The following is an 18541-nucleotide window of genomic DNA, read 5'->3' on the forward strand; positions in this document are numbered from 1 at the left end:
TATGGTTTTTGAACATCACCCAATTGCATTAGAACTTATTGTCCGCAACCATCCTGGTGTTATGTCGCATATTTGTGGACTGTTTGCGCGTCGTGCTTTTAATGTGGACGGCATTTTATGTATGCCAATAAAAGATAAAGATGAAAGCCGAATTTGGCTATTAGTACAAAAAGATGAGCGCTTGTCACAAATGGTGAATCAAGTTGAAAAACTAGAAGATGTTAGGGAAGTCCGTTTTAGTGATGACCTAAGACTATTTGAGACAATGCAAAACTATTTGCAATAACATTGCATCGCCACTGGCTCTCTATATTCAACCTACATTTATCCTGTAGGTTGAATTTTTTATTTGGTTTGAACGCACAATTTAAGCACATTTGTTTGTTTTAATGTTCTATTGTTTCTTAAAGTGAACAATGGTGGTATAACAAACTCAGCATTACGCTGTAAAGCATCAACAAATAAGTGGGGCATTTTATGCAGAATAATATTTATCTGACTGATACTTATCGCTATGAAATTCAAACAACTGTACTTGAAAAAGGCCAAGATGATGAGGGGCAATGGGTTGCGCTAAGGGATAATATTTTTCATCCACAAGGCGGAGGTCAACCAGCCGATGCCGGGTGGATCAATGATCAGCCTGTTCGTATTAAGAAACACCCAAATGGCTGGATAATTGCTTATTTAGCGCCGGATCAGAATTTGAATGTTGGTGATGCTGTCAGTGCGAAAATTGATAAGGCACAGCGCCAATATCATGCGGCTTTGCATACGACGGGGCACTTATTAAGTTGGGAAATGGCTTGTTTTGGATGGAAGGGGCAAAAAGGGCACCATTTTCCGAATGAGTCACGAGTAGAGTTTAGTGCAATTAGTGATAACCCCACCCCCATTGAACAACTAGATGAAAGGGAAATAGAAGCTTTAGTCAATCAACGCTTGCACAGTGACTATCCTGTATCTGTTGAACAACGAGGAGAGTTACGCCTTTGTCGCGTTTCTGAAGGTGATGAGGTGCCTTGTGGCGGCACTCATGTTGATTCACTCGGTAAAATTTGCCAGTTTGTGATTAAGTCGATGAAATATAAAAAAGGGATCTTGCGGATCAGTTATGATGCGAAGCATGTCGAAGTTTAGATACTGTCACTAAGATGCGAGTACGTCATCACGACTGTTGCATTTAATTCCCCCTCCATGCAGAGATAGGAGTGGGGAAAATCACAACTAAAGGCATAAAAATCCCCTTCTTCTAATAACACGGTTTGTTCATCTTTTAAGCGTAACATCAATGAACCAGTATGCAGCATGATATGTTCATGAGTTCCGCTCATATGTGCGGGGCTATTAATGATGGCGCCTCGTTTCATATTCAACTGCCATATTTCAGAAATATTGCCCATATTGATACGAAATTTAAATTGTTGTGAATAATCCCCTTGCTGAGGAGCTGACTTCACAAAGTAGGGGTAGGCTTCATGCTGTAATGTAAATAGATCACTCAATGGGAAGCGTAATGCGATGGCGATGGCTTCTAAGGTATCAACTCTTGGGTTTGAATCGCCAGACTCCAGTTTAGAAAGAGCCGCTTTTGAGATCCCTGATAAACGTGCTAGTTCATTCAAGGAGAGGTTCCTTGCTTGCCGGAGTAAGCGTACTTTTTGACCAATTTTAATGTTGATTTTTTTATCCACCCTGTGTCTTCCTTGAAAGTTAAATTATGCTGCTAATTCTACCATCATAACAACGTTATGTCAGAAACGTACTGATAAAGGCATAATATTTCGACAATGGAAGAAAATGAAGATGGCAACCTGATTTAATAATCAATCCGTTCACTTAGGTAATAAAAACAGGGCTTTTTTATTTATTCAGAAAAAATTATAGTGAACAAAAATACTCCCTGTAAGGGCTAATTATGCCGTTTGATTTTTTCTCGCTAGAAATGGCGATCTGTTTTTTTACACTACTGTGCGCTTATTTAGTTTTTGGGATGGCTGGGTTTGGATCCGCTTTGATAGCCACGCCTGTATTAGCAATGTATCTTCCTTTAAATATGATCGTGCCTATATTAGCACTGATTGATTTAACGGCGGCGCTGATCAATCTAGTAAAAGATGGTAAAAACGCGGATTATCAAGAAATAAAATGGATTATTCCACTCATGGTTGTGGGGAGTTTAATTGGTGCGGCTATCTTACTAAAAACACGCCCAGATATTCTGATTTTATTACTTGGTATATTTGTGATTTTTTATGTTATGAACGCCTTTTTTTCAAAGAAAGGCCAATCGCATTTTTCTAAGATATTAGTTGTTCCTTTCAGCTTGATCGGCGGTATTTTTAGTGCGTTATTTGGTAGCGGTGGCTTTATTTATGCTATGTACTTATCAAGCCGCATAGCCGATAAACAGCGCTTTCGCATCACCCAAATGACATTAATAGGCTTTAGCACGTTAACGCGTGTCACAATCTTTTTAGTGATGGGTGTCTATGTGAATGTCGATATTCTGCTGATGGCATTAGCGTTCTCACCCGCAATGTTGATTGGTATTTGGGCTGGGCGCCATATTACCTTGAAAATATCGCGAGAATCTTTCCTGAAAATTATCAATATTATTATTTTAATTTCAGGTATTGCCTTGCTATATCGTTATTTTTTTATTTTGTAACTCACGTCACTGTTAAAGATTTATCAGTATAAAATATAAAGCATGATACAATTACCTTTCGTCATCTTCGGTAATTCCAGATGATGAAGGGTTTTTATATTGTGTTTAACGTTAATAAATAGAATTTAAAATGGAAGCTTTCATTAATGAAAGCAGATTAATATCAAAATGAGCTCTGATAATCAGCGTTTACAGCATTTTCGTCGTACCCCTTCGTTCGCTATTTTTACCATTACAACCAGTATTGCTGTCATTGGTATCGTTATTGGTTTAAGTATCCCAATGGTCGCTTTGCGATTAAATAACTATGGTGTTAGCGAACTCTATATTGGCATTATTTCAGCTGCACCTGCTTTAGGGATGTTTTTAATTGCCCCTATGGTGCAACGGATTGTTCGTTGGTGTGGGAAACGACAAGCAATGCTTATCGCAACCATTATTTCTGCAATAAGTTTGCTACCGTTACTGAGTTCGTTACCATTGTGGCTGCTCTTTCCATTACGTTTGATTACAGGGTTAGCCAGCGGTGTACTGATTTGTTTAGGGGAAACATGGATTAATGAACTTAGCCCGGAAAGCAAGCGAGGCCGTATCCTCGCCATCTACACCACCGTTTTTACCGTGAGCCAACTACTCGGCCCCTCTTTTATTGCTTACTATGGCGTAGAAGATAAATCTCCATTATTGATTTGCACCTTACTTCACCTGATATCTATAGCACTATTTTTAATTATGGAACAAAAGGTGGGTGACCGTATTTCCGCGACAGCCAGTGAATCACGTTTTTCAATTATTCAGTTTGTTAAAGTCGCTCCGGGCATTTGTGCTGGTATTCTATTTTTCGCCTTTTTTGATGGCACGATTTTATCGATGTTCCCTATTTATGGTATGGGAATGGGGCATACTGAGGCGATTGCCGCGATGATGATCAGTGCAATTTTAGCGGGGGATGCGGTGATGCAAATGCCATTTGGATGGTTAGCGGACCATATGAACCGTGAAAAACTGTATCGGATTTGCGGCGTTGTCACATTAGGAGCGAGTTGTTTATTACCTTTCTTGATAACTCACCATTATTTAATTTGGGTCTTGTTATTTGTTTTGGGGGCAACAGCCGGTGCTATTTACACCATTGCGCTTGTGCAAATTGGTCAATATTTTAAAGGCAATGACCTAATTATTGCGAATGCCGCTGCGGCTATGTTATGGGGAATTGGTAATTTGTCCGGGCCGTTATTAGCTGGCGTCGCGACATCTCTTTCGCTGGCGGGGTTACCCGTATTACTCATTTTTATTGCTACAGCATTTTTGTGGTTTACGCGTGAAAAATATAGCGCCCAAAGCACGCAACAAGCTTAACTAAAAAATAGTGTGCCAGTGGTGATAAACTGGCACAGATTTTTCATTTCTCTACTCAATGCTTTTATAAACAACTAAGTTTTCGGTGAATTCATCGGGGCGGTGGTTGCTCCAAAATAGCGTCATACCTGCGGGAGCTGGCTTGATCTGTTTTGATAACACAATTAACCAGCGGCACTGCTCTGGTTTTTCAAAGCGATCTTGCCGTTGATGTAAGATCTTTGTGTAGTAGTACAGCATAGGGGCTTCGGATTCACCGATATTATCGGATGCCATACAGTCATTGGTATGATAATGGCCTTTTAGATGTTGTTCTAAATCGACAAAGACATCTTTAAACCCTTTGGTATAGTCTATCCAGCCTAAAAATAAGCTGAATGTGATCCCCCATACGATACACATGCCTAGCGTCCAGTTTTGCATGGCACGTAAGGTAATCTGTCGGCTCAATAACGCTCCGCGTAAAAACCAGATGGCGGTGAGGATTGTCGCGACTAGCAAAGCAACTATCGAAAATGGCATTTGGTAACTCATCGGTAGCCATTTACTAAAAGGTGTAAGCCACACCTGCGTCTGACCCGAAAGGGCGATAAAATAGCAAACCCACAGGAAAATAATAAGTAGTGACCATAGCGTAGCCGCAAAGCATGAGAAACCGCGTAGCACTTTTTCAGGAAGCGCAAGCACGGTTTGGGTCCCTAAGATTGCAAGTGGGGCGATGAAAGGGAGCAAATAGAGCGCTCTACCTGTTGCTGAAATTTGTAAAAATACAATCCCAAGTAGCGGGAAAATGGTGACTAAGTACTCGTTACGGCTACGTAATCGTTTTAACGGATTTCTAATAAAATAGAGGGTAGCCAGTATGCCTGCTGGCAGTGCAAATAGCAGCACGGATGCTGGAACACGTGTTAAGTTCGCTTTGGCACCTAATTTTTCAACAGAGAAGCCTAGAAAACGACCGATATTATTTTCCCAAAACCAAGTCATAAACAGATCGGGATGTTGGCGATAGAGTAAAATAGGCCAAGGTAAAATCAAGATAAGAGCAGTGAGACCGGCGATGATTGCAGGTAGCCAAAAAAGCTTTTGGCGGCAGTGTGGTAGAAAAATCGGGGCTAGCAGTAAGCTTAACCATAACACACCCGGAATAAACACCCCTTTTGATAGCATGGTGATCACTGTGCCAAACATTAGCCATAATGCGGACATCGCAACCTTTTCCTGGCGTATTAGCCCAAGAATGCCGTACAAACCGATAGTAGCACCTGTAATGAGTGCAACATCCGTAAACATATCATGGCTATGCCTTAAAATGCCGGGGGCGCAAAGGTAGAGTGCGAATGCAATCCAAATGCGTTTATCACTAATATGGTCTGTATTGAAGGCACGGCGAGCAAGTAGAATAAAAAATGAAAAGTTAATCACTGAAAATAACAATGTCGCACTGCGCGCCGCATCATAAAGCGGCATAAAGCCAGATAGCAAATGGGCACTGATGGTGGCGACCCAATAGTACAGTGGTGGCTTCTCCATAAACGGTTCGCCAGCATTCGTTGGTACGAGCCAATTACCTGTTTCGAACATAGTTTGGATAATACCAAAGCTATAGTTTTCATCTTGCTTCCACGGAGTGTGCCCGTAAATACCAGGTAAAAGATAGATGGCGAGAAAGCCAATAAATAAAATTAATGACTTTTGATTAGGTGTTAATTTTTTTTGCATTGTTCTTGCAGTGAATATATGTCAGTAATTAATAATTTTATGTGATATTTAATTTTAACGAGATCAAATATAATTAATGTTTACACATAAAAATTGTTAACATGATGAAATTAAAGTTGATTTTTATTTAAATTCTCGTTGTCAGATTATATTTTTGCAGCATTATATTCTATGTAATAAATGCGATTTAAAAAATAAGTTATTTGTCATCCTCTCGCTAATACCCCTCACTATTATTTAGCGAAGCAACACTTAACTCTAACAAAATATTTATGGCGGATTCAAGTCCGAAGTGCAACGCTAAGCCGCCTTTCTTAGCTCCGCAAACACCACCGAAGGTTGTCTGAACCCCAGACACTTGCGTGGCCTGCTGTTCAACGCTCCCTGATAGCGTTGTAAGTCTTCTTCTGTCACTGTCCGCAGGTCTGTTCCTTTCGGGATAAACTGTCTTAACAACCCATTCGTATTCTCGTTCAGCCCACGCTCATGCGAGGCATACGGATGGGCAAAGTACGTATCTGCGTTCAGTGCTTCTGCTATCGCCTTGTGCTCACTAAACTCTAGACCGTTATCGAACGTTATTGTGTGACATACATCCTGATACTCACTCAGCAGTGAGATAATGGCCTTACTGACTTCCACCGCATCCTTTGAAAACACCTTTTTTGTCAGGTAAATACGGCTTTTGCGTTCTGCCAGTGTCACGATAGCACCAGTGCCCTGTTTACCCTGCACCAAATCGGCCTCCCAGTCCCCCAGACGGCTACGGTCATCGACGACTGACGGCCGTAGCTCAATGGATACCGCATCAGGGATGCGCCCTCGTTTCTGCCCGTAGCCCTTACGATATCGCCGTTTGCCCTGCCTAAGATGCCTGTACAACTCGCCACCGCTACGCTTATCCGCATAGATATACTGGTAAATCCATTCATGGCTGACGCTAAGACCAATAATGCTGCCAATTGCACTTATTTGCTCAGGACTCCACTTCCACTCCAGAGCAAATATCACGAAATCTATGGTCTGCTGAGGAATTGTCCTTTTGGCAGATGACAGCCGCCTATCACAGCACTTCTGGTGTGCCTGTTGTGGGTTATAACCAGTATCTGAAGTGTTACGCCTCAGTTCACGGGAGACCGTGGACTTGCTTACACCGATACGGATACCTATCTCATGGCAGGATAAATTATCCTCACGCAGTATCGATATCTGGTATCGTTGTCCTTCGGTTAGTTGCTGATACTTCATACTTACTCGCTCATCTTTGGTCGGAAGAGCAGGATAGCTTATCAGTAGCTAACCGTCCTTCCATCTAACATGACCGAGCGTTGCACTTATTATCTGAATTCGCGTATTAACTGTAGCTAAACGAAAAGAAAATCCATTCACAATAGAGAGGGTTAATAAGTCGGATAGTAAGGATGCCAAATTCGGTAAAACCTCCTCACTGTGCTAGGGATAAAATCTAAAAATTTATGTTAAGTTTGCTTTGTTGTGTGCGATTGCCCCATGTAACTTGAAAACACTTGATCAATACGTCGATTTCGATTGATAATTGCCCGCTTCATAGTCTGCCATCTCTATTGTTAAAGCCAAACGATTGCGTGAGAGTGGGGGGTGAGTAAATCACTCGCTCAATCAGTTTTTTCTAAAAACGTAATCGTTTTCGTCAGTGAGATTAGGCGCTTTTTGTCATATTTAGCAGGGGTATTTCCATGTCTGGCCAACAGGCTTCAACCAATTGCAAATTGGATAAATATTTTAAAATTTCTGCGCGTGGCTCTTCGGTTCGCCGTGAAATTATTGCAGGGTTAACGACATTTTTGGCGATGGTGTATTCCGTCATTGTCGTTCCGGGAATGTTAGGGCAGGCAGGGTTCCCTCCTACAGCTGTCTTTATTGCGACCTGTTTAGTGGCGGGTTTTGGCTCACTATTGATGGGGCTGTGGGCTAACCTGCCAATGGCGATTGGTTGTGCGATTTCACTTACCGCATTTACGGCTTTTAGCTTGGTGTTAGGCCAGAAAATCAGTATCCCTGTTGCTTTAGGGGCCGTGTTTCTTATGGGGTGCCTGTTTACTATTATTTCGGTGACAGGAATTCGTAGCTGGATCCTGCGTAATATGCCTATGGGGATTGCGCACGGTACTGGGATTGGTATTGGGTTATTTTTATTACTGATAGCCGCAAATGGTGTCGGGTTGGTCGTTAAAAACCCAAATGAAGGGCTACCTGTTGCACTTGGCGATTTTACCTCTTTCCCTGTATTAATGGCATTAGCGGGTTTAGCGGTTATTTTTGGCTTAGAGAAGCGTCGCGTGCCCGGTGGTGTTCTGTTGGTGATTATTGCTATTTCAATCATAGGGTTAATTTTTGACCCTGCCGTTAAGTACCAAGGTTTCTTTAAGCTTCCTTCATTAGGTGAAGATGGTTTATCACTGATCATGAGCATGGACATTATGGGAGCCTTGCAACCTATCGTGTTACCAAGCTTATTAGCATTGGTCATGACCGCAGTCTTTGATGCGACAGGAACCATCCGTGCGGTTGCTGGTCAAGCTAACTTGCTGGATAAAGATGGGCAAATTATTAATGGTGGTAAAGCATTAACTGCGGACTCGGTAAGCAGTATCTTTGCTGGAGCGATTGGGGCTTCTCCTGCTGCGGTTTATATCGAATCTGCTGCTGGTACTGCTGCTGGTGGTCGTACGGGGCTTACTGCGGTGGTCGTTGGCCTGTTGTTCTTATTGATTCTATTTTTATCACCTCTGTCTTATTTAGTACCTGCGTATGCGACGGCACCAGCTTTGATGTATGTCGGTCTGTTGATGTTGAGTAATGTTTCTAAACTGAACTTTGATGACTTTGTCGATTCGATGTCCGGTTTATTATGTGCTGTGTTTATTGTTCTGACCTGTAACATTGTTACTGGCATTATGTTAGGTTTCGCCGCATTGGTGATTGGACGTATCTTTGCAGGTGAGTGGCGTAAGCTGAATATTGGAACCGTGGTTATTGCTGTTCTATTAGTGGCATTTTATGCTGCTGATTTAGCGATTTAAGATTCGTTGTTCTGTGGGGGCTGGCGCATCGGCTGCCCCCTAATGTATTATCGCGATTAATCTTAAAGTTTGAATTATTTTCCCGCCTAGTAGTTAGTTAAGGATAGAATAGACAAAAGGCGGTGAAACATGTGAAATCCGCGGGTTTTCACGAGTTGCTGGCTTTACTGAAAAATTTCATGGCCTGACGAGCTACCTAATATTCTGCTGCGACGGGTCATATTTGGGTTTGGTTCATTTCGTTAATCAGTAAGGGCAACATGGAAATTTTCTTTACTATTCTCATCTTAATTTTGGCAGTTTCTGTTTCAGGTGTGGTGACAAAAGTCATCCCTGTTCGCGTTCCATTACCCTTAATTCAAATCGCGATTGGTGCATTGCTTGCATGGCCTCAGTTTGGATTACATGTCACGTTTGACCCTGAACTCTTTATGGTTCTATTGATCCCGCCATTGCTATTCGTTGATGGCTGGAAAACGCCAACACGTGAATTTTTCCAAAATGGTCGTGAGATTTTCATCCTAGTATTAGTACTGGTATTGGTAACCGTTGTGGGTATCGGTTATCTCATTTACTGGTTAATGCCGGGTATTCCTTTGATTGCTGCATTTGCACTTGCTGCTGTCCTTTCGCCAACGGATGCGGTAGCGCTCTCTTCGATTGTCGGTAAAGGTCGTATACCTAAGCGTATGATGAGCGTGTTGGAAGGCGAAGCATTGATGAATGACGCTTCAGGTCTGGTTGCATTAAAATTTGCGGTTGCGATTGCAATGGAAACCATGATGTTCTCAGTGTCTGGCGTCACGATTGAATTTTTTAAAGTGGCGATAGGTGGTTTGCTATCCGGTATCATTGTGACTTGGGTTTACAGCAAGTCATTGCGCTTAATGAGTCGCTGGAGTGGCGATGATCCTGCAACCCAAATTGTCTTTATGTTATTGCTGCCTTTTGCCTCTTATATGATTGCGGAGCATATTGGTTTCTCAGGCATTTTGGCTGCGGTGGCTGCGGGGATGACAATCACCAAATCTGGGGTGATCCGTAATGCGCCATTAGCGATGAGACTGCGTGCTGACAGCGTATGGTCAATGTTAGAATTCGTATTTAACGGTTTGGTGTTTATCATGCTTGGCTTACAATTGCCGGGGATTTGGGAAACATCAGTACTGCAAGCGGAACTGGATCCTAGCGTAGAAACGTGGATGTTGTTTGCGGCAGTCGCCATTATCTACTTTGCCTTGCTAATTTTGCGTTTTTGTTGGTTATGGCTCATGAAAAGGTTTAGCCGCCTGTTCCTGAAAAAAAGGCCACTGCAATTTGCTAACTATACGGTACGTGAGCTGTGGCTAGCTTCTTTTGCGGGAGTTCGTGGGGCGATTACCTTAGCCGGTGTGCTTTCAGTACCCCTCTTTTTAAGTGATGGTTCACCTTTCCCAGCGCGTTATCAATTAGTCTTTATTGCGGCAGGGGTGATTTTATTCTCAATATTCGCGGGCGTCATCGCGTTACCGCTGTTGCTGCGCAACTTTAAAGTCGGTGATAAAGAAGCGGATATTAACGAAATTCGTATGGCGAAAGCCGCAATGGCTGAAGTCGCCATTGTGAGTTTAAACAAGATGGAAGAGCGTTTATCGGCGGATGTTGATGAAAAATTAGACCCTGAGGATATTAGTGAAGTGGCCTCAAGGGTTACGGGGCATTTGCGCCGACGTACCGCTAGCCAAGATGAAATCGAACATAACTTACAGATTGAAGATTTAGAGCGGCGCTTTAGGCTAACCGCATTACGTGCTGAACGTGGTGAGTTATATCACCTGCGTGCAACGCGTAAAATTAGCAATGAAACGCTGCAATCCTTACTGACGGATCTCGATTTGTTGGAAGCTGTATTGATTGAAAAAGAGCATTAATTGAGAACAATACAATAATGTGGTTACTTGTGATTACGACGCTGCTTTGGGCAGCGTCTTTTAGTCTTATTGGTGAATATCTCGCTGGGCAAGTGGATAGCTGGCTATCCGTCCTAATACGTGTTTCTTTAGCGGCATTGGTCTTCTTGCCATTTTTACGCTGGCGAGGGCTGGGATTCAAAGTGATTGTGCTGTACATGATTGTTGGTGCATGCCAACTCGGTATTATGTATTTCTTTGTGTTCCAAGCGTATCGCCATCTCACCGTCGCGGAATTTTTGTTATTTACGGTACTCACCCCTCTGTATGTGACGCTCATTTATGATCTATTGGAGCGCCAACGTTTACGGATGGGCTATTTGTTTAGCTCGCTACTTGCCGTTATTGGTGCAGCCATCATTCGTTATGACCATCTTAGTGAATCTTTCTGGGTAGGTCTGATATTTGTGCAATTAGCTAATATCTTCTTTGCTGTCGGTCAGGTGGGATATAAGCGTTTGATGGAAATATATCCTATCCCTCAGCATCAAGCTTTTTCATGGTTTTATATCGGTGCAACGCTGGTCGCACTGTTCGGATGGGGGCTATTTGGGGATAAATCGCTAGTGCCAACCACACATGTTCAATGGTGGGTTTTACTGTGGTTAGGTGTTGTGGCTTCTGGCATCGGTTACTTTATGTGGAATTATGGCGCCACAAAAGTAGACGCCGGAACCCTTGCTATCATGAATAATATGATGGTTCCAGCGGGGCTACTGGTTAATTTTGCCATCTGGCAACAGCATCCAGATTGGTTGAGTTTTACCATTGGAGCGAGCCTGATTGTCGCGTCTCTGTGGGTACATAGGCGTTGGATACTTTCACCGGTTTCACGTAAGACAGATTCTCAACGGCATGATTAGTGGCCGTTTTGGTAAAAGCTTCAATAGCGGGTTGGCGTTGCTCTCCTTCACGGCATGCAGCGTACAACCGGCTCCACAAACCACTCCCTAATGTTTTTATACTAATTAACCCCTGTTTTTCAAACGAATCCACCGCCCAATGTGGTAATGCGGCGATCCCCATTTTAGCTGCCACCATCTGTATTAAAATCAATGTATTATCAACGGCTTTCACCTTTGGTGAAACCCCGGCTGGCTGTAAGAAATGGCGCCAAACATCAAAGCGATGACGTTGTACTGGGTAAATTAGTAAGGTCTCATCGGCGAGATCATGAGGCTCGATAATCGGTTTTTTTGCTAAAGGGTGATCATTAGCCACAATTAATTTTACTTCATAATCAAACAGCGGCGTGTAGTGGATCTCTTTATCAGCCAAGATATCTGAAGTCAGTACAATATCCAGCTCTCGTGAAAGTAATTCGGGCTGCGGGTCAAAAGTCACTCCCGATTTAAAATCCACTGAAACTTGCGGCCATGTTTGCCTAAATTGCTGTAATGCAGGTGTTAGCCATTGAATGCAGCTATGGCATTCGATAGCGATACGTAGCGTCGACACGCCCGGTTCATTACAAATACGAATAGCATCTTTCACCATTGGTAATACTTGGTGTGCCAGTTGCAATAGCACTTCCCCTTGCGGTGTAAATCGTAATGGCTGGCTTTTACGAATAAATAGCTTAAAGCCCAAACGATGTTCTAAGTCACTAAATTGATGTGACAATGCTGACTGAGTCTGGTGCAGGTAAGTTGCAGCCGCTGCCAATGAGCCATGTTGGCTGAGCGCATGCAATGTTTTTAGATGTTTTAATTCGATCATGAGAAACCTTCAAGATGACAATGAATAATTTGCGCTTGTGCTTTATACAGTACCTGTTGATTATAGATGTGTAAACATCTAGACGGCTAAAAATTTTAAGGGGTCAATATGTCTGTTATAAATCATACACTTGGATTTCCTCGTGTCGGTCTGAAAAGGGAGCTAAAACGCGCACAAGAAGATTATTGGGCTGGAAAAATTGACCAAGCAGCGCTTTTAGCAACGGGTCGTGAATTACGTGCTCGTCACTGGCAACAACAAAAAGATGCCGGTGTGCAACTATTACCAGTCGGTGATTTTGCTTGGTATGACCAAGTATTAACGACGAGCTTATTGCTGGGGAATGTACCTCCACGTCATCAAAACGAAGATGGCTCAATTGATTTAGATACACTATTTAGAGTGGCTCGTGGCCGCGCGCCAACAGGAAAGCCAGCAGCGGCAGGCGAGATGACTAAGTGGTTTAATACCAATTACCACTACATCGTACCTGAGTTCCAAAAAGGGCAGAAATTCAGCTTATCATGGACACAACTGTTTGAGGAAGTCGATGAAGCGTTAGCACTAGGCCATACTATCAAACCTGTTGTAATTGGTCCGTTGACTTACCTATGGTTAGGCAAAGTAAAAGGTGAATCATTCGATCGTTTATCATTATTGAATGATCTGCTACCTGTCTATCAAGAAATTCTTGCACGTTTAGCGCAAAAAGGAATTGAGTGGGTACAAATTGATGAGCCAGCACTGGTGTTAGATTTACCAACAGAGTGGCAGCAGGCGTATCAAACGGCTTATCAAGCGTTAGCTGGGAAAACCAAACTGTTGCTGACAACCTATTTTGATGGCATCAGTCACCATCTGGATCTGATTAAACAGCTACCAGTACAGGGATTGCATGTTGATGTTGTCGCTGGGCAAGATGACATCGAAAAATTACACCAAGCGCTACCACAAGATTGGGTGCTCTCATTAGGCATTATCAATGGTCGTAACGTATGGAAAGCTGACTTAGGTGAAAAGTTTGCACGTATTAAGCCGTTGTTAGGCCAACGTAATTTGTGGGTCGGCTCATCGTGTTCACTACTCCATAGCCCTATCGATCTCAACGATGAGACTCGCTTAGATGAAGAAGTTAAAAGTTGGTTTGCTTTTGCGCTACAAAAATGTGCGGAATTAGCATTACTAAGCCAAGCGTTAAATGAGCCAACGGCAGAGCATCTTGCTGGATTAGAACAATACAGCGCTCCGGTTCGTGCTCGTAAGACATCAACTCGTGTCAATAATGCGGCGGTCAATCAGCGTTTGCAAGGGATCCGTAAAGGGGATGCTGAACGTAATAGCCCATATGAAATACGCGCTCAACGTCAACGTGAACGCTTTAATTTGCCATTATGGCCAACCACAACAATTGGTTCGTTTCCACAAACGAGTGAAATTAGAACACTGCGCCTTGATTTCAAAAAAGGTAACTTAGATAAAATGCACTATCGTACCAGTATCAGTGAACACATTAAGCAGGCGATTAAAGAGCAAGAACTGCTTGATATTGATGTGTTAGTGCATGGTGAAGCCGAACGTAACGACATGGTTGAATACTTTGGTGAGCATTTTGACGGTTATGTCTTTACACAAAATGGCTGGGTACAAAGCTATGGTTCGCGCTGTGTGAAACCTCCCGTCATTATTGGAGATATTAGCCGACCAGAAGCTATCACGGTAGAGTGGGCGAAATACGCACAATCGCTGACTGAAAAGCCAGTCAAAGGGATGTTAACGGGGCCTGTGACTATCCTATGTTGGTCATTCCCGCGTGAAGACATTAGTCGTGAAACAATTGCCAAACAAATTGCTTTGGCGCTACGCGATGAAGTGGATGATCTACAAAAAGCGGGGATTGGCATTATTCAAATCGATGAGCCTGCACTTCGCGAAGGCTTGCCATTACGTAAGGATGAGTGGGCTGAATATTTAAATTGGGCAGTAGAAGCATTTAAACTCAGTGCGGCAATTGCCGATGATGACACTCAGATCCACACCCATATGTGTTATTGCGAGTTCAATGACATCATGGATTCGATTGCTGCGCTGGATGCTGATGTGATCACGATTGAGACTTCGCGCTCTGACATGGAATTGTTGGATGCTTTCGAAGACTTCCATTATCCCAATGAAATTGGCCCAGGTGTATATGATATTCACTCACCAAACGTGCCAAATGTTGAGTGGATTGTGGCGCTACTGAGAAAAGCTGCTAAACGTGTTCCGGTTGAACGTCTGTGGGTGAACCCTGACTGTGGCTTGAAAACCCGTGGTTGGACAGAGACACGTCAATCATTGGCTAACATGGTGGAAGCTGCTAAAAGGTTAAGAAGCGAATACTAAGCTAAATATTGGTGAGTGGTAGGTTAGCATGTTGGTTAACCTACCACTTTTGCTTTGATGAGGCAGTATTAACCAAACAACTTTTCTTTCAGCATATTCATGCCAACTGCAGACAAATCAACGTGTTCTGGCAGAACACCTTCTGGTGTAGCTTGATTAACGAGTTTTGGGAGATATTTGGCGATCAATTCTGTCGTTTCTTGCGGGTCAATACCCACTTTTTGAGCTAATTGTTGGATATCTAAGTTACCAAAAACTTGAATTAATTGGTTAACGCTCACAGGTAGGTTCTCAGAGTTACTGATCCATGATTGAATAATGTCACCTAAGCCTTGTTGGTTAAATTTATCAACAACCCCTGCTAACCCACCTTGTTTATCAATCCATTCAATTACGGATTGAAACTGGCTCATTTTATCACCGGCAACCATGGTGATCAGTTGATCGAACAAACCCATTTAATACTCCTCATTATTTCTCAAACTGTGGGCTTCAACAGCGTGTTCAGTGCGTTAAAGGATCCCTAAAAATTAAGTAATCGGCTATTTTGGTCAATTTCAGCGAGGCGTCAATCAAAAATGATGCTATTGCGATTTAACTGAACGGAAAAGCGGAAAAGTTTTATTTTTTACACTTGATAGGTATAAACCACGCTCTCATCACATTTTTTATCACATTGCGATGTGAATTGTTTTGTGAATTACCAAAAATTAAAAATGCATTAAAAACAATAAATTAAAATAATATTGGTGATTTTTTATATTATTCATAATGTGATATCCATCATGTGTTTGTGAATTTTGTTATGTGAGAATTCACATCAATAACAAAGATTAACAACATCAGGGGTTGTTATGGGAAATTTCGTTAAGAACGTCGGTGTTATTGGCTTAGGCTCAATGGGTATGGGGATCGCTAAATCCCTAATAAAAAATAATATTCCTACCTATGGCTTTGACCTAAACCAAGATGCCTGCCAAACCTTAAAGCAAGCCGGTGCTGTCGCAGTAGGCCAAAATGCGGCGGAGTACGCTCAACATCTGCAAGCTTTACTGTTAGTTGTCGTCAATGGTCGCCAAGTCGAGGCAATCCTATTTGGTGGCGATAAGCCTCTGGTAGAGCAGTTGCAGCCAGGCACTATTATTATGTTGCATAGTACGCTATCTGCTGAGCAAACAAAACAGATTGCTCAGCGTTTGGCGCAATATCAGTTACCACTGATGGATGCACCTATTTCAGGCGGCGCGCTGAAAGCGGCAGAAGGCAAACTAACGGTGATGGCATCTGGCGCTCCGATCTTGTTTGAACAGCTTAACGAAGTTTTTGAGGCGATAGCTGAGCGTTTATATCGTGTCGGTGATGAGGTGGGGTTGGGGTCGACAGTAAAAACCATCCATCAACTACTTGCTGGGGTTCATATTGCGGTTGCTGCCGAAAGCATGGCATTAGCCGCTAAAGCGGGTATCGACCTGAATATGATGTATGACATCGTGACACATGCAGCGGGTAACTCGTGGATGTTTGAGAACCGTATGCAGCATGTTCTTGATGGTGATTATACGCCCAAATCGTCCGTTGATATTTTTGTGAAAGACTTAGGGTTGGTCATGGAAACAGGGAAAGCCTTGAACTTCCCATTACCTATCGCGGCCACTGCTCATCAAATGTTTATCTCTGCAAGTAACGAAGGTTTTGGCCTTCAAGATGACAGTGCAGTGATCAAAACTTTCAAAGGCATTGCTTTACCGGAGAAAAAAGTATGACTGTGAAATTAGGTGTGATTGCCGATGATTTTACTGGTGCAACCGACATCGCAGGATTTATGGTCCAGAACGGCTGGCGAGTCGTTCAATTACTGAATGAACCAGATGACAATACAGTCGTACCACACGATGTTGATGCGATTGTTATCAGCCTAAAAAGCCGTTCTTGTCCTGTAGATGAAGCAATTAACGCATCGTTAAACGCATGTCGTTGGTTAAAGCAACAAGCACACTGCCAACAAATTTTCTTTAAATATTGCTCCACATTTGATTCCACTGACAAAGGCAATATTGGCCCAGTGACTGACGCGTTGATGAAGCAGCTTGATACTCAAGTTGCACTGATTTGTCCTGCACTGCCCATTAATGGCAGAACCGTGGTTCACGGGCATTTATTTGTCAATGGTCAGCTGCTCAATGAAAGTGGTATGCAGCATCACCCCGTGACGCCAATGAAGGATGCTAACTTGATGAGGGTGATGGAAAAGCAATCAGAAGGTAAAGCTGGACTGATCCCATTATCTGATATTCAGCAAGGCAGCACGCTAATTAAACAGCGTTTAGCAACCTTAGCCGAGCAAGGTGCGAGTTACATCGTTGTTGATTCATTAACAATGAATGATTTGTTACCGATCGCCAAAGCGGTAAAAGAGATGCCTTTACTGACAGGCGGCTCTGGGCTTGGGGCGGCATTAGCCAATGTGGATACCGGATGTGAATGGGGGGCAGGTGGTAGCCGTGGTGAAACGCCTAGCCGCCAAGGCCGTCAGACCGTGATTTTATCTGGCAGTTGCTCAGCAATGACCAACAAACAAGTGCAAAACTACCAACAAATTGCACCAGCTAAAGTCGTGGATGTCGGGGAGTGTATTGATAACCCTCTCTATGCCCAACAATTAGCAACGTGGGTTCAAGAGCAAAAATTAACAGGACTCGCACCACTATTATATGCGACCCAACCACCTGAAATTCTGAGAAAAATTCAAGAGACGTATGGGGCAGATATAGCGAGTAGCGCAGTGGAAAATGTGTTTGGGGAAGTGGTAAAACTTTTACAAGCACAAGGTTATAACACCTTTATTATTGCGGGTGGCGAAACATCCGGCAAAGTCGTTCAAAGCCTAGGAACCGAGCAATTAAGCATTGGTGCGCCAATCGCACCGGGCGTTCCATGGGTTCAAGATTTAACAAGCGGTCACTGGTTGGCACTCAAATCGGGTAATTTCGGCCAAGAGAATTTCTTCCAGTACGCACAGGAGATGTTTAATGAGTGAAGAAAAGGCACTACGCCAAGAGCTGGCTGATTGGGCTAAATCGATGTTTAACCGTGGCTATAGTAGCGGCGGAGCTGGAAACATCAGTGCCAAACTTCCGGATGGGAACATTATCGTCACGCCAACTAACTCCAGCTTTGGGGATTTAGATCCTGAAAGACTAAGTAAGTTGGATGCAGAAGGGAACTGGATCGATGGCGATAAGCCCACTAAAGAAGTCTCTATGCATATGGCGATGTATCGACAGCGTCCTGATTGCCGAGCGGTGGTTCACTTACACTCCCCTTGGCTAACCGCACTGTCGTGTTTATCAGGGCTTGATAGCAGCAATTGCTTGCCGCCAATCACGCCTTATTACGTGATGCGAGTCGGCAAATTGCCATTAATTCAATACTTGCCACCGGGGGATGACCGTATTGGTGAAGAAATTGAAAAATTGGCTCCTAACCATAACGCAGTACTGCTATCGAATCATGGACCCGTAGTTGGCGGTAAAACCTTAAGGCAAGCTTTCTTCAATGCTGAAGAGTTGGAAGATACGGCGCGTTTATATATCACATTACGCCAGCAAGGTTTTACAACACTCACTGAAGAGCAAGTTAACGAGCTAGAAAGCCGTTATCCAAAGAAATGAGGCACC

16 protein-coding genes are annotated in these 18541 nt (G+C 43.1%); 11 read left to right on the plus strand and 5 right to left on the minus strand.

What is annotated here, in order from left to right; genetic code table 11:
* Position 1: 1 nt before the first annotated feature.
* Positions 2-286: an acetolactate synthase small subunit gene (ilvN, locus tag M1E93_RS02190; protein WP_004924476.1), complete on the plus strand. Its 285-nt coding sequence runs from the start codon at positions 2-4 to the stop codon at positions 284-286.
* A 191-nt stretch (positions 287-477) separates the two neighbouring features.
* Positions 478-1140, plus strand: a complete 663-nt coding sequence (locus M1E93_RS02195; RefSeq protein ID WP_060560926.1) for a hypothetical protein — start codon at positions 478-480, stop codon at positions 1138-1140.
* Here the strand turns inward: M1E93_RS02195 and M1E93_RS02200 are convergent.
* A complete protein-coding gene (locus M1E93_RS02200; protein ID WP_004924471.1) occupies positions 1137-1694 on the minus strand; it encodes a helix-turn-helix domain-containing protein in 558 nt (185 codons plus the stop codon). The genes M1E93_RS02195 and M1E93_RS02200 overlap by 4 nt on opposite strands.
* 224 nt (positions 1695-1918) lie before the next feature.
* Here M1E93_RS02200 and M1E93_RS02205 point away from each other — a divergent pair, with 224 nt between their 5' ends.
* Both M1E93_RS02205 and M1E93_RS02210 read left to right on the plus strand, forming a co-directional pair.
* Complete coding sequence (locus M1E93_RS02205) at positions 1919-2671, plus strand: sulfite exporter TauE/SafE family protein (RefSeq protein WP_014656867.1); 753 nt, start codon at positions 1919-1921, stop codon at positions 2669-2671.
* A 168-nt stretch (positions 2672-2839) separates the two neighbouring features.
* Positions 2840-4030 (plus strand): MFS transporter, encoded by a 1191-nt coding sequence (locus tag M1E93_RS02210; protein ID WP_004924464.1) that lies wholly within the window; start codon positions 2840-2842, stop codon positions 4028-4030.
* A gap of 51 nt (positions 4031-4081) precedes the next feature.
* On the opposite strand, the gene M1E93_RS02215 is transcribed toward M1E93_RS02210, so the two are convergent.
* On the minus strand, positions 4082-5752 hold the full coding sequence (locus M1E93_RS02215) for an ArnT family glycosyltransferase (protein ID WP_102780984.1): 1671 nt from the start codon (positions 5750-5752) through the stop codon (positions 4082-4084).
* Between the two features lie 300 nt (positions 5753-6052).
* Complete coding sequence (locus M1E93_RS02220) at positions 6053-7000, minus strand: IS30 family transposase (RefSeq protein ID WP_140035165.1); 948 nt, start codon at positions 6998-7000, stop codon at positions 6053-6055.
* 467 nt (positions 7001-7467) lie between these two features.
* Between M1E93_RS02220 and M1E93_RS02225 the strand changes: the two genes are divergently transcribed.
* The 3 genes from M1E93_RS02225 to M1E93_RS02235 all read left to right on the plus strand — a co-directional run bounded on the left by M1E93_RS02225 (position 7468) and on the right by M1E93_RS02235 (position 11626).
* Positions 7468-8814 (plus strand): NCS2 family permease, encoded by a 1347-nt coding sequence (locus tag M1E93_RS02225; RefSeq protein ID WP_004924678.1) that lies wholly within the window; start codon positions 7468-7470, stop codon positions 8812-8814.
* Between the two features lie 260 nt (positions 8815-9074).
* Positions 9075-10724, plus strand: a complete 1650-nt coding sequence (locus M1E93_RS02230; protein WP_004924681.1) for a Na+/H+ antiporter — start codon at positions 9075-9077, stop codon at positions 10722-10724.
* Between the two features lie 17 nt (positions 10725-10741).
* Entirely contained in the window at positions 10742-11626 is an 885-nt protein-coding gene (locus M1E93_RS02235) for a carboxylate/amino acid/amine transporter (protein WP_014656864.1), read from the plus strand.
* On the opposite strand, the gene metR is transcribed toward M1E93_RS02235, so the two are convergent.
* The gene (gene metR, locus M1E93_RS02240) at positions 11526-12482 is read right to left on the minus strand and encodes an HTH-type transcriptional regulator MetR (protein ID WP_004924682.1); all 957 of its coding nucleotides are present in this window, start codon (positions 12480-12482) and stop codon (positions 11526-11528) included. The genes M1E93_RS02235 and metR overlap by 101 nt on opposite strands.
* Positions 12483-12590: 108 nt before the next feature.
* Here metR and metE point away from each other — a divergent pair, with 108 nt between their 5' ends.
* Positions 12591-14864 carry a 5-methyltetrahydropteroyltriglutamate--homocysteine S-methyltransferase gene (metE, locus tag M1E93_RS02245; RefSeq protein ID WP_104873017.1) on the plus strand — a complete coding sequence of 758 codons (2274 nt, stop codon included), beginning with the start codon at positions 12591-12593 and terminating at the stop codon, positions 14862-14864.
* 68 nt (positions 14865-14932) lie between these two features.
* Here metE and M1E93_RS02250 read toward each other — a convergent pair whose 3' ends face one another.
* The gene (locus tag M1E93_RS02250; RefSeq protein ID WP_004924685.1) at positions 14933-15322 is read right to left on the minus strand and encodes a YidB family protein; all 390 of its coding nucleotides are present in this window, start codon (positions 15320-15322) and stop codon (positions 14933-14935) included.
* A gap of 396 nt (positions 15323-15718) precedes the next feature.
* Between M1E93_RS02250 and ltnD the strand changes: the two genes are divergently transcribed.
* The 3 genes from ltnD to M1E93_RS02265 are packed head-to-tail and all read left to right on the plus strand — an operon-like array spanning position 15719 to position 18535.
* Positions 15719-16627: an L-threonate dehydrogenase gene (gene ltnD / locus M1E93_RS02255; RefSeq protein ID WP_004924688.1), complete on the plus strand. Its 909-nt coding sequence runs from the start codon at positions 15719-15721 to the stop codon at positions 16625-16627.
* Complete coding sequence (gene otnK, locus M1E93_RS02260; protein WP_004924691.1) at positions 16624-17901, plus strand: 3-oxo-tetronate kinase; 1278 nt, start codon at positions 16624-16626, stop codon at positions 17899-17901. The genes ltnD and otnK overlap by 4 nt, the downstream gene beginning before the upstream one ends.
* Complete coding sequence (locus tag M1E93_RS02265; RefSeq protein ID WP_004924692.1) at positions 17894-18535, plus strand: aldolase; 642 nt, start codon at positions 17894-17896, stop codon at positions 18533-18535. Before otnK ends, M1E93_RS02265 begins: the two co-directional genes overlap by 8 nt.
* Positions 18536-18541 lie beyond the last annotated feature (6 nt).

The organism is Providencia sp. PROV272, assembly GCF_049901975.1.
Classification (GTDB): domain Bacteria; phylum Pseudomonadota; class Gammaproteobacteria; order Enterobacterales; family Enterobacteriaceae; genus Providencia; species Providencia stuartii.